The organism is Mycobacterium sp. NGS33, assembly GCF_059812885.1.
Window position 1 is genome coordinate 37504 of sequence record NZ_JCALDN010000009.1, and the last position, 25766, is coordinate 63269.

The 25766-nt window shown below is 68.0% G+C and carries 22 protein-coding genes and 1 riboswitch; of the genes, 12 read left to right on the forward strand and 10 right to left on the reverse strand.

Annotated features, from left to right (window positions below; genetic code table 11):
* Window positions 1–92: 92 nt before the first annotated feature.
* Both AC5Y5B_RS15945 and AC5Y5B_RS15950 read right to left on the reverse strand, forming a co-directional pair.
* Window positions 93–317, reverse strand: a complete 225-nt coding sequence (locus AC5Y5B_RS15945) for a hypothetical protein (RefSeq protein ID WP_083063764.1) — start codon at window positions 315–317, stop codon at window positions 93–95.
* Window positions 318–360: 43 nt separating this feature from the next.
* On the reverse strand, window positions 361–732 hold the full coding sequence (locus tag AC5Y5B_RS15950) for a nuclear transport factor 2 family protein (protein ID WP_112632017.1): 372 nt from the start codon (window positions 730–732) through the stop codon (window positions 361–363).
* Window positions 733–796: 64 nt separating this feature from the next.
* Between AC5Y5B_RS15950 and AC5Y5B_RS15955 the strand changes: the two genes are divergently transcribed.
* Window positions 797–1258 carry an SRPBCC family protein gene (locus tag AC5Y5B_RS15955; protein WP_500005907.1) on the forward strand — a complete coding sequence of 154 codons (462 nt, stop codon included), beginning with the start codon at window positions 797–799 and terminating at the stop codon, window positions 1256–1258.
* A gap of 8 nt (window positions 1259–1266) precedes the next feature.
* Here AC5Y5B_RS15955 and AC5Y5B_RS15960 read toward each other — a convergent pair whose 3' ends face one another.
* From AC5Y5B_RS15960 to AC5Y5B_RS15985, 6 genes are read right to left on the reverse strand one after another with little or no spacing between them, the layout of a single operon-like run.
* A complete protein-coding gene (locus AC5Y5B_RS15960) occupies window positions 1267–2427 on the reverse strand; it encodes an NDMA-dependent alcohol dehydrogenase (RefSeq protein ID WP_500005908.1) in 1161 nt (386 codons plus the stop codon).
* Between the two features lie 31 nt (window positions 2428–2458).
* The gene (locus tag AC5Y5B_RS15965) at window positions 2459–3940 is read right to left on the reverse strand and encodes an acyl-CoA synthetase (protein ID WP_500005910.1); all 1482 of its coding nucleotides are present in this window, start codon (window positions 3938–3940) and stop codon (window positions 2459–2461) included.
* Complete coding sequence (locus tag AC5Y5B_RS15970) at window positions 3937–4719, reverse strand: SDR family NAD(P)-dependent oxidoreductase (RefSeq protein ID WP_500005912.1); 783 nt, start codon at window positions 4717–4719, stop codon at window positions 3937–3939. Before AC5Y5B_RS15970 ends, AC5Y5B_RS15965 begins: the two co-directional genes overlap by 4 nt.
* On the reverse strand, window positions 4712–6370 hold the full coding sequence (locus AC5Y5B_RS15975; RefSeq protein ID WP_500005914.1) for an AMP-binding protein: 1659 nt from the start codon (window positions 6368–6370) through the stop codon (window positions 4712–4714). Before AC5Y5B_RS15975 ends, AC5Y5B_RS15970 begins: the two co-directional genes overlap by 8 nt.
* Before the next feature lie 22 nt (window positions 6371–6392).
* On the reverse strand, window positions 6393–7133 hold the full coding sequence (locus AC5Y5B_RS15980; protein ID WP_112632022.1) for a GntR family transcriptional regulator: 741 nt from the start codon (window positions 7131–7133) through the stop codon (window positions 6393–6395).
* Window positions 7133–8755 (reverse strand): SMP-30/gluconolactonase/LRE family protein, encoded by a 1623-nt coding sequence (locus AC5Y5B_RS15985; protein ID WP_112632023.1) that lies wholly within the window; start codon window positions 8753–8755, stop codon window positions 7133–7135. Before AC5Y5B_RS15985 ends, AC5Y5B_RS15980 begins: the two co-directional genes overlap by 1 nt.
* A 219-nt stretch (window positions 8756–8974) precedes the next feature.
* On the opposite strand from AC5Y5B_RS15985, the gene AC5Y5B_RS15990 reads away from it, so the two are divergent.
* The 8 genes from AC5Y5B_RS15990 (at window position 8975) to AC5Y5B_RS16025 (ending at window position 20645) form a co-directional block, all read left to right on the forward strand.
* Window positions 8975–9829: an SDR family NAD(P)-dependent oxidoreductase gene (locus AC5Y5B_RS15990; RefSeq protein ID WP_112632024.1), complete on the forward strand. Its 855-nt coding sequence runs from the start codon at window positions 8975–8977 to the stop codon at window positions 9827–9829.
* Window positions 9829–11220, forward strand: a complete 1392-nt coding sequence (locus tag AC5Y5B_RS15995) for an aromatic ring-hydroxylating oxygenase subunit alpha (RefSeq protein ID WP_112632025.1) — start codon at window positions 9829–9831, stop codon at window positions 11218–11220. Before AC5Y5B_RS15990 ends, AC5Y5B_RS15995 begins: the two co-directional genes overlap by 1 nt.
* Complete coding sequence (locus tag AC5Y5B_RS16000; protein ID WP_205869049.1) at window positions 11217–13076, forward strand: flavin-containing monooxygenase; 1860 nt, start codon at window positions 11217–11219, stop codon at window positions 13074–13076. Before AC5Y5B_RS15995 ends, AC5Y5B_RS16000 begins: the two co-directional genes overlap by 4 nt.
* A complete protein-coding gene (locus tag AC5Y5B_RS16005) occupies window positions 13073–14041 on the forward strand; it encodes an SDR family NAD(P)-dependent oxidoreductase (protein ID WP_112632026.1) in 969 nt (322 codons plus the stop codon). Before AC5Y5B_RS16000 ends, AC5Y5B_RS16005 begins: the two co-directional genes overlap by 4 nt.
* Before the next feature lie 13 nt (window positions 14042–14054).
* Window positions 14055–15197, forward strand: a complete 1143-nt coding sequence (locus tag AC5Y5B_RS16010) for a CaiB/BaiF CoA transferase family protein (protein ID WP_500005975.1) — start codon at window positions 14055–14057, stop codon at window positions 15195–15197.
* Window positions 15198–15242: 45 nt separating this feature from the next.
* A complete protein-coding gene (locus AC5Y5B_RS16015) occupies window positions 15243–16955 on the forward strand; it encodes a thiamine pyrophosphate-binding protein (protein WP_500005918.1) in 1713 nt (570 codons plus the stop codon).
* Window positions 16956–16984: 29 nt separating this feature from the next.
* On the forward strand, window positions 16985–18412 hold the full coding sequence (locus AC5Y5B_RS16020) for an aldehyde dehydrogenase family protein (RefSeq protein ID WP_500005919.1): 1428 nt from the start codon (window positions 16985–16987) through the stop codon (window positions 18410–18412).
* Between the two features lie 238 nt (window positions 18413–18650).
* Window positions 18651–20645 carry an acyltransferase family protein gene (locus AC5Y5B_RS16025; protein WP_112632030.1) on the forward strand — a complete coding sequence of 665 codons (1995 nt, stop codon included), beginning with the start codon at window positions 18651–18653 and terminating at the stop codon, window positions 20643–20645.
* A gap of 3 nt (window positions 20646–20648) precedes the next feature.
* Here AC5Y5B_RS16025 and AC5Y5B_RS16030 read toward each other — a convergent pair whose 3' ends face one another.
* Window positions 20649–21308 carry an O-methyltransferase gene (locus tag AC5Y5B_RS16030; protein ID WP_112632031.1) on the reverse strand — a complete coding sequence of 220 codons (660 nt, stop codon included), beginning with the start codon at window positions 21306–21308 and terminating at the stop codon, window positions 20649–20651.
* 113 nt (window positions 21309–21421) lie between these two features.
* Window positions 21422–21648, forward strand: a riboswitch (M-box (ykoK) riboswitch).
* Window positions 21649–21942: 294 nt separating this feature from the next.
* Here AC5Y5B_RS16030 and AC5Y5B_RS16035 point away from each other — a divergent pair.
* Window positions 21943–22101 carry a hypothetical protein gene (locus AC5Y5B_RS16035; RefSeq protein ID WP_165821752.1) on the forward strand — a complete coding sequence of 53 codons (159 nt, stop codon included), beginning with the start codon at window positions 21943–21945 and terminating at the stop codon, window positions 22099–22101.
* 130 nt (window positions 22102–22231) lie between these two features.
* Complete coding sequence (locus AC5Y5B_RS16040; RefSeq protein ID WP_500005921.1) at window positions 22232–24040, forward strand: NRAMP family divalent metal transporter; 1809 nt, start codon at window positions 22232–22234, stop codon at window positions 24038–24040.
* On the opposite strand, the gene AC5Y5B_RS16045 is transcribed toward AC5Y5B_RS16040, so the two are convergent.
* Window positions 24032–24976 (reverse strand): NADP-dependent oxidoreductase, encoded by a 945-nt coding sequence (locus tag AC5Y5B_RS16045; protein WP_112632117.1) that lies wholly within the window; start codon window positions 24974–24976, stop codon window positions 24032–24034. The two genes, AC5Y5B_RS16040 and AC5Y5B_RS16045, sit on opposite strands and share 9 nt — an antisense overlap.
* 181 nt (window positions 24977–25157) lie before the next feature.
* On the opposite strand from AC5Y5B_RS16045, the gene AC5Y5B_RS16050 reads away from it, so the two are divergent.
* Window positions 25158–25766, forward strand: a complete 609-nt coding sequence (locus tag AC5Y5B_RS16050; RefSeq protein ID WP_500005922.1) for a hypothetical protein — start codon at window positions 25158–25160, stop codon at window positions 25764–25766.

Here is a 25766-nt window from a genome sequence, read left to right on the forward strand (position 1 = left end):
GCCGCCGCGCCCAGGGTGACAAAGCCCGCAAAACATGAATGCGCGGTAGCCGTCACCGGCTACTCGCGCAATATTCGGGCAATAAGAATTCGCTACAGAATTCGGTGGTTCGCCCTGCCCACCTGGTACCCGGTCGGAAACGACTTCTCGATGACCTGCAGCTGGTGATCGACCCTGGACTCCAGCTCGAGCACCACGCAGCTATCGCTGAAGGATTTCGATTCGAGAACTATGTACCGCTGACCACAATCGGTGATCGGGTCGCCCGAGTGCAATTTCTCGACCGGCACCGACTCCGGAGTTCCATCTGCCTCCATTCATGACACGTTAGGTCAATTCAGCAGGCGAGGGAATAGACCGTTACGTGGGATCGGGTTGCCGCTGCTTGAAGAACACGCTGACGTGACAGATCAATCCGTCGTCGCCCTGCTCGAAGAGGATGCACTCGGGCCAGGTGGTCGCGACGCCGTCGATCTCGAACGTCTCGGACAGCTCGGCGTAGCACACCCGCGAATCCACCTGCGAGACCCGCCGCACCGCCAACCGGTGCCCCTGCAGGCTGGTGCAGACCTTGCGCAAGTAGGCGACGTAGCGCGCCTTGCCCTCGACCACGTCGCAGAACGGCCCCTCCCGGGTCAGGCCGTCCTCGGTGATGGTGGCGGCGAGTCCGTCCCAGTCGTGAGCGGCCAGGCATTCCAGGTAACGCTCGACGACCTGACCGTGCGTGCCCATGTCTTCTCCGCTCGCTTCTGCGTCCACGGTAAGCGGGGCGCCGCCGCAGGGCTAGATTTCTTCCATGAGCTGGTGGACCGTGCATGCCGACCGGACACTCAGTGAACAAGTGCCCGCAGCCCCCGACGCGGTCCGCGACTTCTACGTCGACCTGAACAACATCAAGCTCGTGCATCCGCTGATCGTGTCCGTGGAAACGGTGTCCCGCAGCGAAACCCCGGACGGCTACCGGCAGACCTACCGCGTCGTCGACCGGATTCCGTTGGGACCGTTCACCCTTCGCACCAATTATCAGGCCCGGCTGCACGTGCCCGTGCGCGGCGAAGTGGTCACCGAGGCCGGCCAGTCACCGGGGGTGCGGCTGCGCGGCACGGTGAGCTTCGAGCCGGCCGACGGCGGCACCCGGGTGACCGAGCGGATTTCGATCACCGCCCCGCGGCCACTGGCCGGGGTGACCATCCGCGAAGGGGTCAAGGCGCACGTCAAGATGCTGGCCGGCATCCGCAGTCACTTCGCGTCCGGTTGAGCGGGTGATCACGCGCCGGCGAAATCGATCACGCCGCGAATGTTGCGGCCTTCCCGCAGATCCGTCATCGCCTCGTTGATCTGCTCGAGCCGATAGTGACGGGTGACCAACTCGTCGAGTTTCACGGCGCCGGCCTGGTACAGCGACAACAGCATCGGCACGCTGGTGCGCGGATTCATCCCGCCGTACAGCGCGCCCCGCAGTTGTTTGGCCGACAGCGTCATCTCCTGCAGCACCAGCGGAACCGGCGGCTCGGTGAACGGGGTGATGCCGGTGAGCACGCAGACGCCGCCCTTGCGCAGCAGCGCCATCGCCAACGGCAGCAAGTCGACATGCACCACGCCGGGGCAGATCACGACGCGGTCCGCCATCAGGCCCGCGGTGATCTCATTGACCAGCGGGATCGCCTCCTGTGCGGAGGCGGCGGTATGCGTGGCGCCGAAGATCTTGGCCGAATCTCGTTTGGACTCAACCGGATCCACCGCAAGGACGTACTTCGCTCCGACGGCGCGGGCCCCCTGCAGGGCGTTCATCCCGACACCCCCGGCGCCCAGGACGACGACAGTGTCACCGGGCTCGGTGCCCGCGGAGATCGTCGCGGAACCCCAGCCGGTGCTGACCCCGCACGAGACGAGCGAAGCGGCATGGAAGGGGATCGCGTCGTCGATCTTGATGACCGACCTCTCCGACAACACCGCATATTCGGCGAACGTGCCGAGTTGCCCATAGGCCAACAGGTCTTCGTCGCCCAGATGCCGGCGGCAGGTTCCGTCGGTGGGCATCTCCCGGACGAACAGGCTCGCCCCGATGTCGCAGATGTAGCTCTGGCCGTTCACGCAGAAGCGGCAACTGCCGCACGCCGGAATGAACGACAGCGCCACGTGGTCCCCCGGCCGCACCGACGTCACGCCGGGCCCGACTTCTTCGACAACGCCGGCACCCTCGTGACCGCCGAGCAGCGGGAACCAATCCGGTGCCGGCCGACCGCTGGCGGCGATCGCCTCGGCCGTCGGGACGACGTCGCCGGTGAACAGGTGGTCGTCGGAGTGGCAGATCCCGGCGACGGCCATCCGCACCAGGACTTCACCCGCGTGGGGCGGGTCCAGCTCGATCTCACGGATCTCCCAGTCCTGGCCCACCCCGCGGATGACGGCGGCACGACACTTCATTTGCGACCTCCCTTTCGTGGCTTGGCGGGGCTCAATGAGCCAGGCTGGCGCGCAGTTCGCGCTTGAGCACCTTGCCGTAGCTGTTTTTCGGTAGCTCGTCGACGAACTCGTAGCGCTTGGGCCGCTTGAAGCGGGCGATGCGCGTCAGCAGGTGTGCGTCCAACGCCGAGGGCTCGACGGGATCGTCTGTGCCGACGATGAACGCGACCACCACCTCACCCCATTCCTCGTCGGGGGCGCCCACCACGCACGCCTCGGCGACGCCGGGGTGCTCGAGGAGTACCTCCTCGACCTCCCGCGGGTAGATGTTGCTGCCGCCGCTGATGACCACGTCCTTCGACCGATCCCGCAGCGTGAGGAAACCGCGCGCGTCGAACGAACCCATGTCCCCGGTGTAGAGCCAGCCGTCTTTGAGCGCGCCGCGGGTCGCTTCGGGGTTGTCCCAGTACCCGGACATGACGGCGTCACCGCGGCAGACGATTTCGCCGATCTCCCCGACGGGTGCCGGGCTGCCGTCGGCGCGCAGCACCGCGACGTCCATGCCGGACCGCGCATAGCCGACCGACCCGAGGATCGCGTCGTCGTCCGAGTCGTGATCGGCGCGGCGCAGCCCGGTGATGGTCATCGGCGATTCACCCTGGCCGTAGATCTGCGCGAAGATCGGGCCGAATGCCGTGATCGCCTTGCGCAGGCTGTCGACGTACATGGGTCCGCCGCCGTAGATGATGGCCCGCAGATGTGCCGGGCGGCTGCGGCCCGTCTCGACCAGCCGTTGCACCATCGTCGGGGCCAGAAATGCGCTGGCGCCCGGGTGATATGCGCAGAGATCGAGGAACTCGTCGGGATCGAATGCCCCCGACGAGGGCACCACCTGTCGGGCGCCGCGCAGCACGTACGGCAGGACGTAGAGTCCGGACCCGTGTGACATCGGCCCCGCGTGCACCAGGCTGCAGCCCTCGTCGGGGGCATCGATGTCGGCGAGGTGGGCGACCGTCATCGCGGTGAGGTTGCGGTGCGAAAGCATCGCGCCCTTCGACCGGCCGGTGGTTCCGCTGGTGTAGAACAGCCACGCCAGCGCCGACTGGTCCGTGCGCGGCGGCCGCGCTGGGTCGACGGCAAACCGCCGCGAAAACCCCTCGGAATCAAGGATTTCCGTAGGGGCCCCGGTCAGGGGCGCAAGCGCGGCAGCGATGGGCGACGACGCGAATACCCGCGCGGCGCCCGCGTCCTGAAGGATCTGCACTATTTCGCGCGGATGCAGCTTGTAGTTGATCGGGACCACGACGCACTCGGCGGCCCAGATCGCGAACATCAACTCGACGATCTCGGGGCGGTTGTGGGTCGCGATCGCGATCCGGGCGCCCGCGCCGTGCTGCCCGCGGATCGACGCCGCCAGGCGTAATGCCCGGTCCCGCAGCTCGATCCACGTGTACATGCGGCGTTCCCCGAGGTACAGGGCGCCACGATCGGGAAACCGGCTCGCGGCCTGGTCGAGCATGGCGAACAGATTCATCGCTCGATCCACTGTGACGACAACGCGAACTCGGAGAGATACTTCGTCGAGCTCCATCCGCCATCGACGACGATCGTCTGGCCGTTGATGAAACTTCCCCCCGGCGAACACAGGAAGGCGACGGTGCTGGCGATGTCGTCGATGCGGCCCAGCCGCTGATGCGGGGTCATCTCGGTGTTGATCTTGCGGAATCGCTCGTCCTCCAAGCGCTTCTCCACCATCGGCGTCACCGTCACCCCGGGGGCGACGGCGTTGCACCGGATGCCCGACGCACCGTACTGACAGGCGATGTGAGTGGTCAGCGCGGTCAGCCCGCCCTTGGCGGCGGAATACGCGCCGCCGCGCAGGCCGCCGACGACCGCGAAGGTCGAGGTGACGTTGATGATCGCGGACCCGGGTTTCATGTGCGGCAGCACGTCGCGCACCAGCCGAAACGGCGCCCGCAGCATCAAACCCAGGAAATAGTCCAGGGTTTCGTCGTCGGTTTCGTGCAGCGGCTTGGGGCTGCCCACCCCGGCATTGTTGATCAGGAAGTCGATGTGGCCCCACCGGTCGACCGCGAGGTCCACGATGCGGCGCGGGGCGTCGTCGGCGGTCAGGTCGACGGCCAGTGTCGCGACGCGATCCGGATCGCCGACCGCGCTTGCCAGTTCGGCCAGCCGGCTCCGGTCGCGGCCGGTGCCGACGACCGCCATGCCCATCTCGGCGAGCTTCCTCGCGCACCCCAAGCCGATGCCGCTGCTCGCGCCAGTGACGATTGCGACCTGCATCTCACCCATCCTTAGTCCCTCCGCAGCGCCCGGCTGCGCCGCCCTCGCGATCGCCGTGTATCAGCGACGCCCGGATCCGGTGCTTGAGAACCTTGCCCGCGTCGTTCTTGGGCAGGGCGTCCCAGATCACGACCTGTTCGGGCGCCTTGAATTTGGCGACTCCCTTGCTCACCAGCAGCGCAAGCAGACTCGCGACGTCCGGGGCGGGCGCACCCGCGGGGACGATCACCGCACAGGCCCGCTCTCCGGTGCGGTCGTCGGGCAGCCCGACGACCGCGATCTCGGCGATGCCGGGATGGTCGGCGAGCAGGTCCTCGACCTCTTTGGCCGAGATGTTCTCGCCGCTGCGGATGATGATGTCCTTGGCGCGGCCGGTGACCACCAGGTACTGGTCTTCGAAACCGGATGAGACCCAGCGTCCGAGGTCACCGGTGCGGAAAAACCCTGCGGCATCGAAGGACTCGGCGCCGTCTTCCGGGTGCAGATAACCCCGCAGCATCTGCGGGCCGCGCACGCAGATCTCCCCGTCGCCGGCGGGCGCGGCCTCGTGGGCGACGAGCTTGATCTCGGCGATTCCGGGCCGGCCGTCGGTATCCGCCGCGGCACCGGCCTCATCCGGTCGGGGGGCGCCGACGGTCGCGACGGGCACTTCCGTGCAGCCGTACACCCGGGTGACAACGGCCTGCTCGAAATAGTCTGCGGCGCGGCGGATCAGCGAGGGCGACACCGAGGCGCCGCCGCAGATGAACAGCTTCAAATCCGGCAGGCGAGTGTCGGCGCGCTCGGCGGCGGCCAACAGCTGCTGCAGAAACGGCGTGGCCCCGGCCATGTGGGTGCACGCCTGCGAGTCCATCAGGGTAACCGCCTCCGAGGCGTCCCACCGGTCCATCAGCACCGCGGTGGTGCCCAGCAGCAGCGGGCATTCGAAGGCGTATATCGAGCCGCCGATGTGCGCGATCGGGGACGGCACCAGGAACGTGTCGCCCGGCGCGATCATCCAGTGGTCGCGGATCTGACAGATCAGGGCGTGCAGCGAATTGTGGGTGTGCAGGACGCCTTTCGGGCGGCTGGTGGTGCCGGACGTATACAGGACCATCCGCACGGAATCGGGGTCCAGCGCCGGCAGCCCAGGAGCATCGTCCGGCGACCGGCTGAGCAGCGAGGCATACGGCGTGTGCGGACCGGCGTCACCGCGCAGCACCACCACCTCCGGGCTGCGGCTCATGGCGGCCGTCACGCGATCGAGCATCGCCGCGTAGTCGTGGCCGCCGTGGCGTTGCGGGACGAAAAGCATTGCGGTGCCGGCATCGTCGAGGATGAAGCGCAGGTCGTGGCCGCGCAGCGACGGCAGGATCGGGTTCACCACCATCCCGGCGAGCGTCGCGCCCAGGTAGATGACGGCGGCCTCGTGCCAGTTCGGCAACATGAACGACACGACGCTGCCTGTCGGCATGCGCGCCAACAGGGCCGCTGCCAGCGCGTTGGCCTGGGCGTAGAGCGACGCGCAATCCAGTCGAATGTCTCCGTCCACCAAGGCGATTCGCCGCGGCGCGGCCTCGGCGGCCGAGCGTAGCGCGTCGGCCAGCGTGGTGCGTACCCATAACCCGCGCCGGTATGCCTCCGAAGCATCGGCCGTGTCCTGGGGCGCTTTGGCGGTCACCGCGACCTCATCTCGGGGCGGCCTATTCGTCCACGCGTCGCATGGTCATCGCGTACCGAAACCTCGACGACAGGTGGGTGTTGATGGTCACCTGCGCGATCTCGCCATCGGAGGTCGTGTACGTGCGCCGCATCTGCAGCGCGGCCGTCCCCGCCTCCACACCGAGTCCGTCGGCCAGTTCCGGTGACAGCAGGACCGCGGCGATCTCCTGGTGCAACTGGGCGACGCTCACGCCGAACAGATCCTCGATCAACGGAAAGATCGGGCCGACGTGGCGTTGCAGCAGCCTGCCCACGGCGGCGAAACTGCGGTTGATGTAGTACTCAGTCCGGCACATCGGCACCGCCGCGCCGTCGGCCTGCCGGTAGCCGCGCACCGACAGCCACTGGGAGCCGACGTCGAGGCCGGTGCGGGCGGCGAGCTCGGCGTCGATGGTCACCATCGCGTTGGATTCGATGGTCAGCTGCGCGCCGGCCGCGAACGCGAGCAGGTCGTCGATCGACATCGCGTCCTGGGCATAGGAACTCGACGCCGGCCGGGGAACGACACGGGTGCCGGCCCTGGGCCGGGATGCGACCAGGTTGTCCTCGCGCAGGCGCCGCAGGGCCTCGCGGATGGTGTAGCGGCTCACCGCGAAGCGCTCGCACAGCTGGTGTTCGGTGGGTAGCTGCGAGCCCACCGGGTAGACGCCGTCGACGATCTCCTTGCGCAGCGTGCGCGCGATCTGAAGGTAGCGGTGGTCGCCGGCAAGGGCCTGGGGCATCACGGACCGCCCGGGGTCGGGCGCAAGGCCAGCACGCTGCCGTCGCCGTCGGCCGAGATATACAACGTCCCGTCGCCCGCGGCGGCGATGCCGGCGAACGGGCCCTGCGGCCCGGAGAACGGCGGCATGCCGCGCAGCGGTTTGGGCGTCACACCCGGCGGGGGACCGACCGGCAGCCCGGACGCGATCGTCTGCCGCGCGTTGGTGCTCAGATCGAACGCGACCAGCTCCTTGGCGCCGGCGTCGACCACGTAGAGCACATCTCCGCGGACCAGAATGCCCTGCGGGCGTTGCAGATCGGCGGCGACGGTGTCGAGGCTCGACCCGTTCACCCGGATCACCCGCCCGGCCCCTGCCTCCGCCACCATGGCGGACCCGTTGGCATCGATCGCGACGCCGACCGGTTCACGCAGCCCGGTCGCCAGCACCTCGACATCTCCCGACTCCCAGGACAGCACCCGCCCGGTGCCCAGCTCCGCGAACACCACACCGGCTGGGCTCAGGGCGACGCCGTAGAGCTGGTCGAAACCGTCTGCGAGCACGTCGGTTTCGTTGGCCTCGGGCCGGTACCGGCCGACCTGGCCGCCGGACGTGGTCACGACGAACTCACCGGGACCGCTTGCCGCCACACCGCGCAGGAACCCGGGATAACCGGGGCTGAACAACATTCCGGCGGTGTGCAGTGATCCGTCGGGCAGGGCGACGTAGAAGTAGGTGCCGTCGGCGATGTAGAGCCGCCCGTCGTGGCCCACCGTGAGATCCAGCGGCCAGTTGAGCCCGCCCGCCAGCACGGATCGCGCTGTGCCGTCGGGCGAGATCTCGGTGATCTCGCCGGTGAAGTTGGAAACGAACAGCCGATCGCCGACGAACGTGCAGTTGTCCAGCCCCGGGTTCAGCTGGGCGAGCAAGCGTTGCTCGCCGCTGCGCGGATCGATGCGCAGCACCTGTCCGGTTGCCACCTGGGTCGAGACGATGTGGCCCCGGGCATCGAACTTGACCGAGTCGGGCACGCCGAGACCGGTTGCCACACACTGCGGCTCGCCCCCGTCGGGGTCGATGCGCCAGATCTCGTTGGCACCCATCACCGGGAAGTACAGCAGCCCGTCCGGGCCGACCTCCATCGCGTTCGGAGAGGGCACGTTCTCCAAGAGCACCCGCGGCGGACCGCCCGTCAGGTCGAATTCGAGCAGCCGCCCGCCCTCGCGGCATTCACCGATGAACAGCCGGTCTCGGTAGAAGGTGATGCCGTTGGCCGACGGCACGTCGTCGCGCAGCACCCGCGTTCGGCCGCCGGTGTCGCGGACGCTGACCCGGCCGTCCATCACCTCGGTGGCGTACAGATTGCCGGCGGCGTCGAACGCGACGTCGTCGGGCGCCACGATGTCGCCACCCGTGGGGCTGGCGGTCACCAGTTCCCCGGTCCGGTGGTCCAGCGCGCTGATCTGGCTGCCGGTCACCTGGGCGATGTAGACGCGGCCGTCCGGGCCAGTGCGCAGACCGTTGGCACCGAACAGCCGACTGGGCGCGGTGACCCGTTCGAGCGTCCAGCCCTCGGCGACGTCCATGGGGTGTGGCGCCGCGTACCGCGAGGGTTGCGCGGAGATGGCCCGTGAAATGGACATGCTCGCCGAGGTCCTTCCGTCAGCCGGTTGGGCTGGACGCTATCAACTCCACCTAGTCCAGACAATAGCCGCCAAACCGCGGCGAACCGATCTTGACACCGAAGTCCGCCGATCGGAATAGTGTTCTCCAAAGGACAGAATGCGATATTTTGTCCGGACAAAATAGGCATTAATCCCGCCGCGGGACGCGCGACGCCCGGCGGCAGGGGAAAGCAGGTCATGGCGGATCACGGGGATCTTCTAGGGCTCGACGGGCGGGTCGTGGTGGTGTCGGGCGCCGGTGGGGGCGGCATCGGCACGACCGTCACGGCCATGGCCGCCCGGGCCGGGGCCACCGTGATCGCGGTGAGCCGGTCGAAGGAAAACCTCGACGAGCACGTCGCCCCACTGGCGCAGCAGGGCCTGCCCGTGCTGCCCGTCGCCGCGGATGCATCCACCGACGAGGGCATCGCCGCGGTGCTCGACCACGCGCGCCGCGCCGACGGTGACTTGTACGGCCTGGTCAATGTCGCCGGCGGCGCCGAGCCGTCGACGTGGATGCCCTCGACCCGGGTGGCGCGCGACGACTGGCGCACGATCTTCGCCGACAACCTCGAGACGGCCTTCTTCATGAGCCAGGCCGTGGCGGGCGAGCTCGTCGCCCATCACCTCCCGGGGTCGATCGTGTCGATCTCCTCGATCAGCGGCATGAACACCGCGCCGTTTCACATCGCCTACGGGACGGCCAAGGCGGCGATCGTGGCGATGACCCGGACGATGGCACTCGAGCTGGCGACGGCGGGAATTCGGGTCAACGCGGTGGCGCCCGGCGTCACCGAGACGGCGGCCTCGCGCACCTACGTCGACGAGGACCCCGATCGCGACCGGCAGGCGATCGCGATGGGCCGCCGTGGGCGGCCCGAAGAGCAGGCCGGCGCCATCCTGTTTCTGCTCTCGCAGATGTCGAGCTACGTCACCGGCCAGACGCTGCTGGTCGACGGCGGACTGGACCTCAAGTGGAGCCACCTCGGCGCCGACAACACGTCGCTGTTTCTCAAGGACGAATCCTTCCGCGCGGCAATCAGGAGGATGTGATGACCGATCTAGCGAAAGACACGGCGGCCGAGGAGCTTTCGCAACCGATGACCATCGGCGTGGAGGCCTACATCTCCGAGGAGTATGCCCGCGCCGAACGGGACAAGCTGTGGCGCAAGGTATGGCAGCAGGTCGGCCGGGTCGAGGAATTGCCCGAGGTGGGCAGCTACCTGACCTACGACATCCTCGACGACTCGATCATCGTGGTGCGCACCGGCGCCGCGGAGTTCCACGCCCACCACAACGTGTGCATGCACCGCGGCCGCCGGCTGATCGACACTCCCGAGGGCGCCAAGAACGCGTGCGCGCGAACCCGAAAGTCGTTCGTCTGTGGCTTCCACGGCTGGACCTACGGCCTGGACGGCGCGTGCACCCACATACGCGAACAGCAGGACTGGCAGGGCGCGCTCACCGAAGACAACACCCACCTGCGTCCGGTGCGGGTCGATACCTGGGGTGGCTGGTTGTGGATCAACATGGACCCCGACTGCGAACCGCTCGCCGATTTCCTGTTCCCCGCCGCGAAGATCCTCGACCCCTTTGGGCTGGAGAACATGCGCTACAAATGGCGCAAGTGGCTCTCGTTCGACTGCAACTGGAAGGTTGCGTTGGAGGCCTTCAACGAGACCTACCACGTCTACACCACGCATCCGGAGTTCAACAAGTTCGGCGAGTTCAAGGGCTGGGCGAAAGCCCAAGGCAGACATAGCAACATCGGCTATGACGCGCCGGAGGACTTGGAGGCCACCAAGTCCAAGATCCGCCTCGGCATCGGCGCCGATCCTCGCGTGTCGACGGCGGAGATGCAGGTTTACACGATGGAGGAGACCAACGCCACCACCACGCAGACGCTGGTGAACGCCGCCAAGCGGCTGGTGGACGAGCTGCCCGAGGGGACACCGGCCGACCAGGTCCTCGAGCACTGGCTGGCCTCGGCGCGCCGCGACGACGAGGCCCGCGGGGTCATTTGGCCGACGATTCCCGCCGACATCCTCGGGCAGGCCGGCACCGCATGGCAGATCTTCCCGAACTTCCAGATCGGCCAGGGCCTGACCAGCGCGCTGTGCTACGGCGCACGACCGCACCCCAGCTACAACCCGGACAAGTGCATCTTCGAGGTGTCGGTCTTTGAGCTGTACCCCAAAGGCCAAGAGCCCCAGACGGAATGGGAATACACCCCGGTCGGGGACCCCAGGTGGCGCTCGGTGTTGCCGCAGGACTTCTCCAACATGGCCGCCGTGCAGCAGGGCATGAAGTCACTTGGCTTCGGCGGCACCAAGCCCAACCCGTACCGCGAGCGCAGCACGGTCAACCTGCACTACCAGCTGTCGAGGTACATGGGGACCGGTGAGCCCCAGGAGCTTTCGGAAAAGGAGCGCCCCCAGGCATGACCCCCGACATGGAAACGCACCAAGACGGATGCGGGCCCACCCAGACGCCCGACGACGTCGACATCGACGCGCTGCGCGAGAAGTACCGCCAGGAGCGCGAAAAGCGGCTGCGCAAGGAAGGTTCCAAGCAGTACATCGAACTGGAGGACGACTTCGCCGGCTACTACGAGGTCGACCCCTACACACCCGCGACGCCGCGCGAGCCGATCCGCCAGGACATCGACGTCGCGGTCCTGGGCGGCGGCTTCGGGGGTCTGCTGTCGGCGGCCCACCTGAAGAAGGCGGGCGTCGACGACGTACGGGTCATCGAGCTCGGCGGCGACTTCGGCGGCGTCTGGTACTGGAACCGTTATCCCGGCATCCAGTGCGACAACGAATCCTACTGCTACATCCCGCTTCTCGAAGAGCTCGACTTCATGCCGTCGAAGAAGTTCGCCGACGGCGCCGAGATATATCAGCATTGCCGCAACATCGGCAAGCACTTCGGCCTCTACGATTCGGCGATCTTCTCCACCCAGGTGCGCGATCTGCGGTGGGACGAGGACAGCAAGCGGTGGCGGATCAGCACCAACCGCGACGACGACATCCGCGCCCGGTTCGTCGTGCTGGCGTCGGGCCCGTTCCACCGGCCCAAACTGCCGGGCATCCCCGGGATCAAGGACTTCAAGGGGCACGCGTTCCATTCGTCGCGGTGGGACTACGACTACACCGGCGGCGACACGGGCGGCAACCTGCACAAGCTGGCCGACAAGAAGGTCGCCGTCGTCGGCACCGGCGCCACTGCCATCCAGATCGTCCCGTTCCTGGCCCGAGACACCCAGCACCTCTACGTCTTCCAGCGCACCCCCTCGACGGTCGACGAGCGCAACAACGCGCCCACCGACCCGGAATGGGTCAAGACGCTGCGGCCGGGCTGGCAGCGGGAGCGGCAGCGCAACTTCCACTCCTGGACGTTCGAGGGCATGGCGCTGGGCCAGCCGGACCTGGTGTGCGACTTCTGGACCGAGCTCGGCCGCAACACGGCGGCTCGGGTGCTGGCCCTGGACGACCCCGCCTCGATGACGCCCGAGCAGTTCATGGCGATCCGCGAGGAAGAGGACTACAAGCTGATGGAGCGGCTGCGCCGCCGCATCGGGGCGATCGTCGAGGACCCGCAAACCGCCGAGGCCCTCAAGCCCTACTACCGGTTCCTGTGCAAGCGGCCGCTGTCCAACGACGAGTACCTGCCGGTGTTCAACCGGCCCAACGTCACCCTCGTCGACGTCTCGGATTCCAAAGGCGTGGAACGCATCACCGAGAAGGGTCTGGTCGCTGGCGGCGTCGAGTACGAGGTCGACTGCATCATCTACGCCAGCGGCTTCGAGATCACCACCGAGATCAGCCGCCGCTACTCCATGGAGACCATCCAGGGCCGTGACGGGCTGTCGCTGTTCGACCATTGGAGCGCCGGTTACAAAACGTTGCACGGGATGACCAGCCGGGGATTCCCCAACCAGTTCTACACGGGCTTCACTCAGGTCGGCATCTCCGCCAACATCGCGGCCAACTACGAGCTGCAGGGCGAGCACATCGCCTACATCATCGCCGAGGCGCTCAAACGCGGCGCCACCACCGTGGAGCCCAGCCAGGCGGCGCAGGAGCGGTGGTGCGCGACGATCCGCGAAACCGCGATCGACAATTCGGCGTTCGACGCCCAATGCACGCCCGGCTATTACAACAACGAAGGCGGCGGCGGGGGCGAGGGCATCCGGTCGCACCTCGGCGAGCCGTACGGCCCCGGCTTCTACGCCTTCGAGGACCTGCTCCGGGCATGGCGCGACGCAGGTGAGCTGGAAGGGTTGGTGCTCGGCGTTTGACCGAAACCATTGCGCCACAACTCCGGTTCGACGACCGCGTCGCCGTGGTGACCGGCGCCGGCCGCGGGCTGGGCCGTGCGTACGCGCAGCTGCTCGCCTCGCGCGGGGCCAAGGTGGTCGTCAACGACGTCGGCGGCGGTTTGGACGGTGAGGGTACCGACGCCGGACCGGCCGAGCGGGTGGTCGCCGAGATCACCGCGGCCGGCGGTGAGGCCGTCGCCTGCGGCGCCTCGGTGGCGACCCCCGAAGGCGGCCAGGAGATCGTCACGACCGCGCTCGAACGTTACGGCCGCATCGACGTGGTGGTGCACAACGCCGGCAACGTTCGCCGCGCCTCGCTCAAGGAGATGAGCTACGAGGACTTCGACACCGTGCTCGACGTGCACCTGCGCGGCGCGTTCCACGTCGTGCGGCCCGCCTTCCCGCTCATGTGCAACGCCGGCTACGGCCGCATCGTGCTGACGTCGTCGATCGGCGGGCTCTACGGAAACCATCACGTGGCTAACTACGCGGCCGCCAAAGCCGGCGTGATCGGGTTGGCCAATGTCGTCGCGCTCGAAGGTGCCGCCGAGGGCGTGCGGTGCAACGTGATCGTGCCGGCCGCGGTGACGCGCATGGCCGAGGGCATCGACACCTCGTCCTATCCGCCGATGGGCGCGGAACTCGTTGCGCCCGTGGTGGGTTGGCTCGCGCACGAGTCCTGTTCGGTGACCGGCGAACTGTTCATCGCGCTGGCGGGCCGGGTGGCGCGGGCGGTGATCGCGGAGAGCCCCGGCGTGTGCCGGCCGTCGTGGACCCTCGAGGAGGTCGGCAGCCACCTGGACGCGATCCGCTACGTCGAGGCGCCGCTCATTTTCCCGGTCGTCCCGGACGGGCACAACGAGCACATCCGCTACAGCTTCGACCTGGCTCAGAGGTCAAACGAACTACACGCCTCAACCGACCACGGAGCACTCCATGGCTAGCCCGACCGGCCCAATGGCGGGGTTGCGCGTCATCGACCTCACCGCGATGGTGATGGGGCCGTACTGCACGCAGATCATGGCCGACATGGGCGCCGACGTCATCAAAGTCGAACCACCGCAGGGTGATAACACCCGCTACATCTCGGTGGGCCCGGCCCCGGGCATGAGCGGGGTGTTCGTCAACGTCAACCGGGGCAAGCGCAGCGTGGTGCTGGACCTGCGAACCGACGCCGGCGCGGACGCGTTGCGCGCCGTGGCCGAGACGGCCGACGTGTTCATCCACTCGATGCGGGCCAAGGCGATCGCCAAGCTCGGCTTTGGTTACGACGACGTCGCCGCGATCAATCCCGCTGTCGTCTATACCAATTGCTACGGGTACGGGCGCCGCGGACCCGATCACGACCGCCCCGCCTACGACGACACCATCCAGGCCGAATGCGGCCTGCCGGCCGTGCAACAGCAATTGACCGGCGAGGCCGACTATGTCGGCACCATCATGGCCGACAAGGTCGCCGGGCTGACGGCGCTGTACGCGACGACCATGGCGCTGTTCCACCGGGAGCGCACCGGGCAGGGACAGGAGGTCGAGGTCGCCATGTTCGAAACCATGGCGTCGTTCATGCTCGTCGAACACGCCAACGGCGCCCTGTTCGACCCTCCGCTCGGGCCCGCGGTGTATCCGCGCACCGTGGCGCCCAACCGCCGCCCGTACCGCACCAGCGACGGCCACATCGCCGCGTTGATCTACAACGACAAGCACTGGAACGCGTTCATGAACGCCGTTCAGCCACCGTGGGCCAGCGAGCTGTATTCGACGTTGGAGCAGCGTGCCCGCGAAATCGACACCGTCTACGGCTTGGTGGCCGAGACGATGAAGGAGCGGACCACCGCGGAGTGGCTGGCACTGCTGCGGGACCTCGAAATACCGGCCGCGCCGCTGAACACCCCGGGCGCGCTGTTCGACGATCCGCATCTCAATGCCGTCGGCATGTTCGAGACGGTGGACAGCCCGCACGGGCCGGTGCGCTTCCCGGGCGTACCCACCTGGTTCTCGCAGACGCCGGGTCGGGTCGCGGGGCCGGCGCCCGAGCTCGGCGCCCACACCGCGGAAGTGCTCGCCGAACTGGGCCTGGCCGTCGACGCGAACCCGAGATAACGCCAACTGGAACGAAATAGGCTGTCAACAAAGGAGTTTCCCACCATGGCTGTGCCGGTCTACAAGCGCATCCTCGACCTCTTCGAGGCCGAGGGCGTGAACACGCTGTTCGGCATCCCGGACCCGAACTTCGTGCACATGTTCGCCGAGGCCGACGCGCGTGGCTGGTCGGTGGTGGCACCGCACCACGAACTGAGCGCCGGATTCATGGCCGAGGCCGCGTCACGGATGACGGGTAATCCCGGCCTGTGCATCGGCACGCTCGGCCCGGGCATGGCCAACATCGCCGGGTCCATGCAGTGCGCGCTGGTGGAGAATTCGCCGGTGATCTTCCTCGGCGGGCAGCGAGCCCGCGTCACCGAGCGCCGGGTGCGCCGTGGCCGCATCCAATTCGTCCAGCAGGAACCGCTTTTCGCTGCCTCGGTGAAGTACAGCAGCTCGATCGAGTACGCCGACCAGACCGACGAGATCATCCACGAGGCCATCCGCAGGGCGATGTCCGGCACACCGGGTCCGTCCTACGTCGAGTTCCCGTCGCACGTCATCCTCTCCGAGCTCGACGTCGACACCGCGCCGCCGCCGTCGGCCTACCGGCTGGTCAACCAGGGCGCAGGCACCCGCGAGGTGGCCGAGGCGGTCGAGCTGATCCGGCAGGCCAAAAGCCCGGTCCTGTTGGTCGGCCACGCCGTGCACACCTCCCGCACCCAGCAACAGGTCAAGGAGCTGGCCGAGCTGATGGCCTGCCCGGTGATCCAGACCTCCGGCGGCACCTCGTTCATCCCGGGACTGCAGGACCGGACATTCCCCTACCTGTTCTCCCCGGCCGCCAACGAGGCCGTCGAGGAATCCGACCTGTGCGTCGCGCTGGGCACCGAACTCGGCGAGCCGATGCACTACGGCAGGACCCAGCACTGGGCCGCCAACAACGCGAACCGCAAATGGGTGCTGGTGGAACAGGACCCGACCGCCATCGGCGTCAACCGCCCCGTCGACGTGGCACTGGTCGGAGACCTGCGCGGCGTGGTGCCGCAGCTGGTCGACGCGCTCAAGGAGTCCCCACGCAAGCCGGCGCCCGCACTGCAGGCCCTGATCGACAAGGACACGAAAGAGCTTGCAGATATGGCGGAGTCGGCACCGTCCGGGCGTTCGCCGATCCATCCGGCGCGTTACGTCGTCGAGGCCACCAAGGCGTTCAACGAACTCTCCGACGGCATTCTGGTGCGCGACGGCGGCGCGACCGTGATCTTCCAATGGACCTACTCGCAGTCCAAACCGCGCGACGTCATCTGGAACCAGAACTTCGGCCACCTGGGTACCGGCCTGCCCTACGCCGTAGGAGCCTCCGTCGCCGAGGGCGGCAAGCGCCCGGTGATGCTGCTGACCAGCGATTCGGCCTTCCTGTTCCACATCGCCGAGTTGGAAACCGCTGCGCGGCAAAACCTTCCGCTGGTCTGCGTGGTGGGCGTCGACCACCAGTGGGGCTTGGAGGTGGGCGTGTACAAGCGCACCTTCTCCCAGCCGTCGCCGCAGCCGGGTGTGCACTGGAGCAAGGACGTGCGAATCGACAAGGTCGCCGAGGGCTTCGGCTGCCACGGCGAGTACGTCGAGAAGGAATCCGAGATCGGCCCGGCGATCGCTCGCGCCTACGCCAGTGGCAAAGTCGGCGTGGTGCACGTGTGCATCGATCCGAAGGCCAATTCCGAGGAGATGCCCAAATACGACCGATTCCGGACCTGGTACGCCGAAGGCACTCAGTAGGACCCGCAGTCAGAAAGAGGATCGATGTCATGCGCGAATACCTGAAGTTCTACATCGACGGACGGTGGGTCGACCCGGTGCGCCCCAACGCCTTCGACGTGGAAGACCCGGCAACCGAGCAGGTGTCCGGAAAGATCTCGCTAGGGTCGGCCGCCGACGTCGACGTCGCGGTCAACGCCGCGCGGCGAGCCTTCACCGGCTGGTCGCAGAGCACCCGCGAACAGCGCCTGGACCTATTGCAGGCGATCCTCGCCGAATACCAGAAGCGCGCGGACGATCTCGCGCAGGCGGTCACCGAGGAAATCGGCGCGCCGCCCTCGCTGGCCGCGGGGCCCCAGGTCTTTTTGGGGATCGGTCACCTGACGACGGCCATCGACGCGCTGAAGAACTTTGCGTTCTCCGAACAGAAGGGTGCGACGCTGATCGCCAAGGAGCCGATCGGCGTCTGCGGTTTGATCACGCCCTGGAACTGGCCGATCAATCAGGTCGCGGTCAAGGTCTACCCGGCATTGGCGACGGGGTGCACCGTCATCCTGAAACCGTCTGAGGTGGCGCCGTATTCGCCCTACATCTTCGCCGAGATCCTGGACGCCGCGGGCGTGCCGGCCGGGGTGTTCAACCTGATCAACGGCGATGGTGCGGGCGTCGGTGTGGCCCTGGCCAGCCATCCCGACATCGACATGGTGTCGTTCACCGGGTCGACCCGCGCCGGCGTCGAGGTCGCCAGGAACGCCGCCCCTACCGTCAAGCGGGTCACCCAGGAGCTTGGCGGCAAAAGCCCCAACATCGTCCTCGACGACGCTGGCTTCGCCGAGGGCGTCCGGGCCGGCGTGGCCAACATGATGCCCAATTCCGGGCAGAGCTGTAACGCGCCCTCGCGGATGCTGGTGCCGAATTCCCGCATGGACGAGGCCATTACCCTCGCGCGTGAGGCCGCCGAACAGATCCCGGTGGGCAGCGGCGAGGCGACGGCGATCGGGCCGGTGGCGTCCAGAGCGCAGTTCGAGAAGGTGCAGCGCCTGATCCAGCAGGGCGTCGACGAGGGCGCGACCGTGGTCACGGGCGGGCCCGGCCGACCGGCCGGGCTGGACAGGGGTTACTACGTCAAGCCGACCGTCTTCGCGCATGTGACCAACGACATGACCATCGCCCGCGAGGAGATCTTCGGGCCGGTGCTGTGCATCCTCGGCTACGACGACCTCGACCAGGCCGTCGAGATCGCCAACGACACCGAATACGGCCTCGCCGGGTTCGTCTCGGGGGCCGACCTCGACACCGCACGCGAGGTGGCCCGCAAGATCCGCGCGGGATGGGTGACGATCAATCACGCCTTCGACATGAACGCGCCGTTCGGCGGCTACAAGCGCAGCGGCAACGGCCGCGAGTGGAGCGAGTTCGGCTTCCACGAGTACCTGGAAGTCAAGAGCACGCTGGGCTACGCGCCCGACGAGGCCTGACCCGCCGGGCCGAAACCCGAACGCAGCACGGAGAAAAACGCCTCGCGTGTCCTCCACGTGATCCGGCGCGCCCGCCTCTAGGCTGGCTTGCTGAACTCAACAGGAGGGGCAGCGACGTATCGGCATCAACCATGGCGCCGGGCGAGATGGTAGTTACGGCGCGCTGACGACAAGCACCGAGCCGGGCGGGTCTTACCCCGCACCGGCTCGTCGTTCTCGGCCTCGATGGGTCGCCCCCGTGCGCCGGGTCGGCCGCCTGGCGATCTGGGACCGGCCGGAGCGCGCCAGCGGAATCCCCGCGCTCGACGGGCTGCGCGCGATCGCGGTCGCACTGGTGCTCATCGGACACGGCGGCATCCCGGGGGTCACCGGCGGATTCATCGGCGTCGACGTGTTTTTCGTGCTCAGCGGATTCCTGATCACCTCGTTGCTGCTGGACGAGTTGGGGCGCACCGGCCGTATCGAGTTGACCGGCTTCTGGATTCGGCGCGCGCGGCGATTGCTGCCCGCGCTGGTGCTGATGGTGCTCACGGTGGCCGCGGCCCGCCAGCTGCTGCCCGACCGGTCGCTGACCGGCCTGCGCGACGACGCCATCGCCGCCTTCGTGTGGATGGCGAACTGGCGCTTCGTCGCCCAGAAGACGGACTATTTCACCCAGGGTGCGCCGCCCTCGCCGCTGCAGCACACCTGGTCACTGGGGGTCGAGGAGCAGTACTACTTCGTCTGGCCGGTGCTGCTGATCGCGGTCACGCTGCTGCTCGCCGCGCGCGCGAAGCGGCGCTCGACGCGGGCCACCGTCGGCGGCGTCCGGTTCGCCACGTTCCTGATCGCCACCGTGGGCGCGCTGGCCTCCGCGGCGATCGCGATCGTGATGACGTCGGACGGCACCCGCGACCGGATCTACTTCGGGACCGACACCCGCGCGCAGGCGTTGCTGGTGGGCGCCGCGTCGGCCGCCCTGCTGGTTCGCGACTGGCCATCGATGAACCGCGGCTGGTGCATGATCCGCACGCGGTGGGGCCGCCGCGTGGCCCGAATCCTGCCGGTGCTGGGTCTGGCGGGGCTGGCGACGGCGACGCACTACGCCACCGGTGCCAGCGGCGAATTCCGGCACGGCTTGCTGATCGGCGTCGCGGTGGCCGCCGTGATCGTGATCGCCCCGGTCGCGCTGGAGCAGCGCGGACTCGTCGCGCGGGCACTCGCATTGCGCCCGCTGGTCTGGCTGGGAACCATCTCCTACGGCGTGTACCTGTGGCACTGGCCAATCTTCTTGGCGCTCAACGGCGAACGCACCGGGTGGTCCGGGCTGCCGTTGTTCGCCGCGCGGTGTGGGGCCACGCTGGTGGCGGCCGCGGTGTCGTATTGGCTGCTCGAGCAACCCATTCGGCGCTGGCGACCGGCGCGGGTGCCGTTGCTGCCGCTGGCGGCCGCGACCGTGGCCAGCGCCGCCGCGGTGACGCTGCTGGTGGTTCCCGTGGGCACCGGGCCAGGCCTGCGTGAGGTCGGTCTGCCGCCCGGCGTCTCGGCGGTCGCGGCGGTCTCGCCGTCGCCGCCCGGGGTGAGCCGGCCGCGGGATGCCAACCGGCCGTTCACCGTCTCGGTGTTCGGGGATTCGATCGGCTGGACCTGGATGCACTACCTGCCCCCGACGCCGGGGTTCGCGTTTCTCGATCACACGGTCATCGGATGCAGCCTGGTCCGCGGGACCCCGTACCGCTACATCGGCCAGACGTTGGAGCAACGGTCCGAATGCGACGGCTGGCCGATCCGCTGGTCGCGGCAGGTCAGCCAGGACCAGCCGGACGTCGCGCTGCTGGTCATCGGCCGCTGGGAAACGGTGGACCGGGTGAACGAGGGGCAGTGGACCCACATCGGCGACCCGACCTTCGACGCCTACCTCAACGGCGAGCTCGAGCGGGCGCTGACCATCGTCGGTGCCACCGGTGTCCACGTGGTGGTCGCCACCGTCCCCTACAGCCGGGGCGGTGAAAAACCGGACGGCCGCCTGTATCCCGAGGACCAGCCGGACCGGGTCAACCTGTGGAACACCATGTTGCGCAAGACCGTTAGCCACCACCCGAACGTCGCGATCCTCGATTTGAACAAGAAGCTGTGCCCCGACGGTGTCTATACCGCCAAGGTCGACGGCATCAAGGTGCGCAGCGACGGTGTCCACCTCACCCCCGAAGGGGTGAAGTGGCTGACGCCGTGGCTCGAGGAATCGCTGAGGTAGCCGCTAACCGCTTGTGCGGCAGCTGATCTCCATGCTGTCGCTGTCGCGAACCTGGAAGTTGAAGCTCACATAGCCGTTGTCGGGGTTGCGCACCCGGTCCAGATACGGCTGGGTGTCGGCAGAATTGGTGTTGTCGGCCACGACCAGCACCCCGGGCGACAGCCGCGGCTCGAGCAGCTCGATGATCGGCAGGTACAGGTCTTTCCAGCCGTCGAGCAAGACGAATCCGACCGGCCCCGGCAAATCCGCCAGCGTGGACAGCGCATCGCCTTCGAGGATGGTGATGACGTCGTCCAGGCCGGTCTCGGCGAACGTCTGCTTGGCCGCGGCGATCTTGGTGTCGCTCAGCTCGGTGGTCACCACCCGGCCGGTGCCGTTGTCGCGCACCGCGGCGGCCAGGTGAAGGGCGGAAATGCCGAAAGACATACCGAATTCGACGATGGTGGCCGGTCGGGTGGCCCGGACCAGTGAGTACAGCAACCGGCCGGCTTCCGGTGTCACCGGGATGTAGAACTCGCTCATCGCCTCGGCCCGCTCCTGGGCGGTCATCGGCCGATCGAAAGTTCCGCGCCGCTCGCGCAACAGCGACATCTGGTTCTTCGACTCGGCATACATGCGGTCGAGCACCGACGCGACCCGGGCATCCTGCAACGTTGTGGTCATGGCATTCGAGCCTAGGCGGGCAGCCTGAGCGCGCGCTGGGAGTGCGGCGGTGGGCGTCAGCGATCGGTTATGCGTTTGACGAGGCTGCGACCGCGGTGCCACTATGGACTCCGCAAGCACCTCGGTAGGTGAGGCGTCTGCATGGATACAGGCCACTGACCCCGAACGTCGAGAGACGCCCCGGGTCAGGACAGCTCTTCCCGGACTAAGGGTTGAGCCCAAGTGGCTTCTGGACGGGGAGCGATCCCAAGCGCGGCGAAGCCGAACGCAGCGGGTCGCGACCATCGGTAACGTCCGGATACGCCGTGCAGTGCCGAAGCTCCGACGAGAGGGGTGCGGCGCGCGGTTTATGCCGTGGGTCATTCCTGCCTCTCTCGTTTTTGGTGATGTAGTGACACCCGCGTGTGTCTTGGCCGTGAGGAGGTGAGGGCGAGATGAGTCCCGGCGATAGTCCCTATCCGAAATCCGTCTTGTCCCGATCCGGTTCCGGCATTTCCTTCACCGCCTGACCTCGCCCGGTCCCGCGCGGCTGAACCGCCATGCCGATGCCGATCGGACCCTTCGGCAGGAGAAAATCATGGCTTTTGTTGTTACACACCGTTTTTCCGTCGCTTCCAGGATGCGTGGACGGTCCATGCTTCGTGCTGGCCGGTTGTTGGCCAACAGGTTTCACCTGCGGGCCAGCCTGACTCCCCAGGAGCGGGCCAACCTGTACGTCTCGAGGATGCCGATCGCGGTGGTCACCGCGTCGCTTGGTGGGCACGCCTCGGGCTCGGACAGCAACCACCGTTGAGCCGTTCCGCAGGCCCTCGGCGGCGGACGGTATAGCGTCGTCCGCCGCCGTGGGCGCGTCGAGCGCCGCAACCGCGACCGCCCCCTAACGTCACCGCGGCGTGAGAACCGCTCGAGATAGCGAGGATTCGATGACTTCGATCCAGACCGGCGGCGGCCGCCGGGCACCGGCGCCCAGCCGGACCACTGCCACGCCGGAAAGCGCACCCTCCGGTGCCGAAGACGCGACCGTGCTGGATGGCGCGCACGCCGGCGACATCGTCGGTGCGTTCGGGCGCATCCGGCGCGACGGGACCGTCGCTCACGGGGCGTTCAGCGGACGCTGGCGGCGCCTGCGGACACTGGCGGTCATCACCGGTCCCGGGCTCATCGTCATGGTGGGCGACAACGACGCCGGTGGCGTCGCGACCTACGCGCAGGCCGGCCAGAACTACGGCATGGGCCTGCTGTGGACGCTGGCCCTGCTGATTCCGGTGCTGTACGTCAACCAGGAGATGGTGCTGCGGCTGGGCGCGGTGGCACGGGTTGGCCACGCGCGCTTGATCTTCGAGCGGTTCGGCAAGTTTTGGGGCGCCTTCAGCGTCGGCGATCTGTTGATCCTCAACGCCTTGACCATCGTCACCGAATTCATCGGTGTTTCACTGGCTCTCGGCTTCTTGGGCTGCCCGCGGGCCGTCGCCGTCCCGGCCGCCGCCGTCCTGCTGTTCGCCGTGGTGGCCGGCGGGTCGTTCCGCCGCTGGGAGGGGTTGATGTTCCTCCTGATCGCGGTGAATGTCTTGATCGTCCCGATGGTGGTGCTGGTGCATCCGGCCCCGAAAGCCACCGTCGCCGGCCTGATCCCGCAATTTCCAGGTGGGCTCAACTCGACGGTGCTGTTGCTGGTGGTCGCGATCGTGGGCACCACCGTCGCGCCGTGGCAGCTGTTCTTCCAGCAGTCCAACGTGGTGGACAAGCGCATCACCGCCCGCTGGATCCCCTATGGCCGAGCGGATTTGGTGATCGGGATCGTCGTGGTCATGGTCGGCGCGACGGCGCTGATGGCGGTGGCGGCGTTCGGCTTGGCCGGCACCGCCGACGCGGGTCACTTCACCGACGCGGGCGCGGTCGCCGCCGGGTTGTCCACGCATCCGGGCCGCGCGGTCGGCGTGCTGTTCGCCATCATCCTGCTGGACGCGTCGCTGATCGGCGCCAACGCCGTCGGGCTGGCGACCACCTATGCGGTCGGTGATGCCATGGGCAAGCGGCACTCGTTGCACTGGAAGATCAGCGAGGCCCCCCTGTTCTACGGGGGCTACGCGCTGCTGCTCGGGTGTTCGGCGGCGGTCTCCTTCAGCCCCGATCACATCCTGGGCCTGGTGACCCAGGGCGTGCAGGCCCTCGCCGGTGTGCTGCTTCCCTCGGCGACCGTCTTCCTGGTGCTGCTGTGCAACGATCGGGCGGTGCTGGGACCGTGGGTGAACACGGTGCGGCAGAACATCATTGCGTGGACCATCGTGTGGTGTCTGGTGCTGCTGTCACTGGCATTGACGGCGACCACCTTCTTCCCCGGTCTCGCCACGGGCACCATCGAGGCGGGCCTGGCGGCCGGTGCGGGGGTCGGCATCGTCGGCGGCGCGGTGATGATCGTCGCCGGGCGGCGACACCGGAACCTGACCGAGGCCGAGGCGATCGTGCGCACGCTCGGGGGCGGCCTGGATCCCGGGGAGGTCGACGAGCTCGACGATGCCGCGACGCTGACGCGCGCCGAGCGCCGCGCGATACGCCGCCAGGACCGCGCCGGCTGGCAAACCCCCAACCTCGCGTTGCTCGATCGGCCGGCGATGTCGCCGATGCGCCGGGCGGGGCTGTTCACGCTGCGGGGTTACCTGGTGGTCGCGGTCGCATTCGTCATCATCAAGATCGTGCAGGCCGGCGTCGTCGGCCCGGCCGCCTCATTGTGAGTTGGTCGGCAGCAGAACGATTTTGCCGTGGGTGTGCCGCCGCTCGAGCTCGGCATAGGCGTCGGCGACCCGGTCCAGCGGGTAGGTCGCCGCGATGTCGAACTCGATGGCGCCGGACACGATCAGCTCGGCCATCTCGGCGAGCACCTCGGGTGTCGAGGCCTCCATGCTGCCCTCGGTCTTGGCGCCCACTTCGCCGGCCTTCTGGAAGGAGATGATGGTGTCGATCCGATCGGGCGCCACGCCGAGATCGACGGCCAGTTGGACATAGTCCGGGCCGAACAGGTCGATGAAGGCGTCGATTCCGTCCGGCGCCGCGGCACGCAGCCGCTCGGCGAGCCCGTCACCGTAGGCGATCGGGATAACGCCCCGCGCGCGCAGCCAGTCGGCATTGCCGGGCCCCGCGATGCCGAGCACTCGGGCTTGACGCAGGGCCAGAAGCTGCACGACCAGGCTGCCCACCCCGCCCGCGGCGGCAGACACCGCGATCGTCTCGCCCGGTTGCGGCGCCACCGCACGCACAGCCGCATAGGCCGTCGCGCCGACCACATAAAGCGAACCCGCTGCCTCCCAGCCGAGTTGGGGAGGCTTGCGGATCAATTGGCCCACCGGAACCGCGGCGTGCGTGGCGTGGCTGGACCGGCGCATGCTGAATCCCAACACCTCGTCGCCGACCGAGAACTCGGTGACGCCGGCCCCCACGGCGGTGACGACGCCGGCGAGGTCGCTGCCCTGGCCGGAGGGGAAGGTGGCCGGGAAGATCTCGTGCATCGCCCCGGTCCGGATGCCGGCCTCGCCGGGGTTTATCCCCGCGGCTCGCACTTCGACGACCACCTCACCCGGGCCGGGGGAGGGCATCTCGATGTCCGCCACGTACAACACCTCGCGTCCCCCGTAACGGTCGAACCGTACTGCGCGCGCCGCTACCGCCGTCATACCGATCTCCTTTCGCGCGAGGATCCCGTTGCCCACGCCAGCATAGGCGCGTCAAAGTGCTACCCACCGGGTGGCGAGTGGGCATATGTTCGTAGGAAGCCTGGTGTACATCACCATTTCGCCTGCGGCGTAGGGAGCCGCGGTGAAGGCCGGATACCGATGACACGTGGGAGGGACACGCGTGGGAATTGATCGGATCGGCATCGCCGCCGGTGTCGTTGCCGTCATCGTGGTGGGGGCCGCAAGCGCCGGCTGCGGGGGCGCCGACAAGACCGCACAGCCGTCGTCGAGTTCCTCCGCGTCGACCACTTCGAGCGCGGTCACCGGCCCGCCGTCGGCACAGCCCTCGGATTACGGCTCCTTGTTGATCAAGCAGAACGACGTCGGGGGCGGCCTGACCGCGCCCCAGTCGCCCATGCTCAACCCCAACAACGCCCCGGGAGTCGCGCAGCTGTTCGCCAACGCCGACAGCAGCCGCCGGCTGTGGGACACCATCGTGATTACCGCCGACCCGCCGGCGGCAGCGGCCGAATTGGCCACCACCCAAGGCAGTTACAACGGCAAGGTGAACGGGAACTGGCAACCGCTTGCCGTCGGGGCCAACGGGGTCACCATATCGGGGATCTCGCCGGACAACTCCCAGGCGATGACCGTGTTGATCTTCACCGAAGGCAAGGCGCTGGTCACCCTGGAATTCGACAGCGCACCCAACGACCCGACCGATCCGGCGGTCGCACTCGACATCGGCCGCAAGCAGGATGACGCGATCAAACACGGGCTCCCCGGCTGA

Bases quoted from the DNA above. Each gene is read 5' to 3' on its own strand.
- AC5Y5B_RS15965 (WP_500005910.1), bottom strand. From the start codon at position 3,940: ATGAATCTGTTCGCCATGCTCGACCAGGCCGCGAGCCGGTTTCCCGAT.
- AC5Y5B_RS15970 (WP_500005912.1), bottom strand. From the start codon at position 4,719: ATGGGTGAGATGCAGGTCGCAATCGTCACTGGCGCGAGCAGCGGCATC.
- AC5Y5B_RS16045 (WP_112632117.1), bottom strand. From the start codon at position 24,976: ATGACGGCGGTAGCGGCGCGCGCAGTACGGTTCGACCGTTACGGGGGA.
- AC5Y5B_RS16015 (WP_500005918.1), top strand. From the start codon at position 15,243: ATGGCTGTGCCGGTCTACAAGCGCATCCTCGACCTCTTCGAGGCCGAG.
- AC5Y5B_RS15995 (WP_112632025.1), top strand. From the start codon at position 9,829: ATGACCGATCTAGCGAAAGACACGGCGGCCGAGGAGCTTTCGCAACCG.
- AC5Y5B_RS16040 (WP_500005921.1), top strand. From the start codon at position 22,232: ATGACTTCGATCCAGACCGGCGGCGGCCGCCGGGCACCGGCGCCCAGC.
- AC5Y5B_RS15950 (WP_112632017.1), bottom strand. From the start codon at position 732: ATGGGCACGCACGGTCAGGTCGTCGAGCGTTACCTGGAATGCCTGGCC.
- AC5Y5B_RS15980 (WP_112632022.1), bottom strand. From the start codon at position 7,133: ATGCCCCAGGCCCTTGCCGGCGACCACCGCTACCTTCAGATCGCGCGC.
- AC5Y5B_RS16035 (WP_165821752.1), top strand. From the start codon at position 21,943: ATGCTTCGTGCTGGCCGGTTGTTGGCCAACAGGTTTCACCTGCGGGCC.
- AC5Y5B_RS15955 (WP_500005907.1), top strand. From the start codon at position 797: ATGAGCTGGTGGACCGTGCATGCCGACCGGACACTCAGTGAACAAGTG.
- AC5Y5B_RS16030 (WP_112632031.1), bottom strand. From the start codon at position 21,308: ATGACCACAACGTTGCAGGATGCCCGGGTCGCGTCGGTGCTCGACCGC.
- AC5Y5B_RS16000 (WP_205869049.1), top strand. From the start codon at position 11,217: ATGACCCCCGACATGGAAACGCACCAAGACGGATGCGGGCCCACCCAG.
- AC5Y5B_RS16010 (WP_500005975.1), top strand. From the start codon at position 14,055: ATGGCGGGGTTGCGCGTCATCGACCTCACCGCGATGGTGATGGGGCCG.
- AC5Y5B_RS15990 (WP_112632024.1), top strand. From the start codon at position 8,975: ATGGCGGATCACGGGGATCTTCTAGGGCTCGACGGGCGGGTCGTGGTG.
- AC5Y5B_RS16020 (WP_500005919.1), top strand. From the start codon at position 16,985: ATGCGCGAATACCTGAAGTTCTACATCGACGGACGGTGGGTCGACCCG.
- AC5Y5B_RS15960 (WP_500005908.1), bottom strand. From the start codon at position 2,427: ATGAAGTGTCGTGCCGCCGTCATCCGCGGGGTGGGCCAGGACTGGGAG.
- AC5Y5B_RS15985 (WP_112632023.1), bottom strand. From the start codon at position 8,755: ATGTCCATTTCACGGGCCATCTCCGCGCAACCCTCGCGGTACGCGGCG.
- AC5Y5B_RS15945 (WP_083063764.1), bottom strand. From the start codon at position 317: ATGGAGGCAGATGGAACTCCGGAGTCGGTGCCGGTCGAGAAATTGCAC.